This window comes from Pseudorhodobacter sp. W20_MBD10_FR17, from assembly GCF_052119765.1.
Classification (GTDB): Bacteria; Pseudomonadota; Alphaproteobacteria; order Rhodobacterales; family Rhodobacteraceae; genus Pseudorhodobacter.
The window spans coordinates 1-1,554 of the sequence record NZ_JBGQOQ010000105.1; the positions used below are offsets into that span (position 1 = coordinate 1).

The 1,554-nt window shown below is 56.2% G+C and carries 1 pseudogene and 1 other annotated feature; the pseudogene reads left to right on the top strand.

Annotated features, from left to right (window positions below):
• Nucleotides 1-102 precede the first annotated feature (102 nt).
• A pseudogene (locus tag ACEN2J_RS20775) lies at nt 103-1,462 on the top strand (IS3 family transposase).
• Nucleotides 399-515 (top strand) — a sequence feature (AL1L pseudoknot). Its footprint overlaps the pseudogene before it by 117 nt.
• Nucleotides 1,463-1,554 lie beyond the last annotated feature (92 nt).

Genomic DNA, 1,554 nt, shown 5'->3' on the forward strand with positions numbered 1-1,554 from the left:
TGAAGCCCAGCCGAAATGTCGAAAAATCAGCTTGCAAAACCGGGGGCATCCACACACGCCCCGGGTTTACCGGAGGGCAAAACTCTCGGAGAATTGCCCGTTATGGAACATGCACAAAAGAAGAAGACCTCGAAGCCGTATTCACCTGAGTTCCGCGAGCGTGCGGTTCGGTTGGTTATGGAGCACCGCGATGATTATCAGAGCGAAGCGGCGGCGCTGACAGCGATCGCTGGTAAATTGGGTTGTTCGCCGGACAGCCTTCGCGTTTGGATGCGCCAGATCCAGCGTGATGGTGGCGAACGACCGGGGCAAACCAGTGCAGAGAAGGCACGGATCAAGGAACTTGAACGCGAAGTGCGTGAACTTCGGCAGGCTAATGAGATCCTGCGCAAAGCTTCCGCGTATTTTGCCCAGGCGGAGCTCGACCGCCCGTTTCGCAAATGATTGCTTTCATCGAGGAAAGCTGTGGAGCTCTCGGGGTCGAGCCAATCTGCAGGGCGTTGCAGTTTACCCCTTCCACCTATTATGACCGGCGTGCCATCGCGCGTGATCCTGGCCGTGCATCGGCCCGGGCCAAGTCGGACTCCGCCTTGAGCGTCAAGATCGACGCGGCCTGGGATGCCAATCGCAAGCTCTATGGCGCGCGGAAGATTTGGCACGTTCTGCGACGGGAGGGTCAAGATGTCGCCCGCTGCACCCCCTCTCGTGCATGTAAACATGCACTGCCGGGCAGTGGTTGAGCGTTTGATGCGCAACTTAGGGATCAGGGGGGTGGTGCGGGGCAAAAAGGTCATCACGACCCAGCCGGACACGTCACAGCCGTGCCCAGACGATAAGGTGAATCGCGTGTTCAAGGCGGATCGGCCAAACAAGCTCTGGGTTTCAGACTTTACCTATGTACCCACATGGTCAGGGACAGTCTACGTCGCCTTCGTTATCGACGTCTTCGCGCGGCGAATTGTCGCCCTGCGTGATTTGCACGCAAATCCCTTCCGGGTAACTGCATGGCGGACCTCGACATCCATGAAGACCCAGTTCGTTCTCCCCTCTCGGCGTTTGCTACGCAAAAGCCTGCCGGGTAACAGATGCGTTGGATCAAGCAATCTGGCAAAGAAAAACGCCTGATAACAAAGATTTGGTTCACCACTCGGACCGCGGATCGCAATACTTGTCGATAAAATATACCGAGCGGCTAGCTGAAGCCGACATTGATCTCTCGGTCGGAACCGTTGGTGATGCCTATGATAATGCGCTGGCCGAGTGCGTCATCGGCCTCTTCAAAACCGAAGTCATCAATCAAATCGGTCCATGGAAATCCATGCGTGAGGTTGAATGGGAAACGCTGAAATGGGTCGACTGGTATAACAACCGCCGCCTTCTCGGCCCCATCGGATACATCACCCCCGCAGAAGCAGAGGAGACATTCTATGCAAACCTGAACACACTCGATATGGTCGCCTAGTCGTTGAACAAATCACCCTCCGGTAAACCCGGGGCGTGTGTGGATGCCCCCGGTTTTGCAAGCTGATTTTTCGACATTTCGGCTGGGCTTCA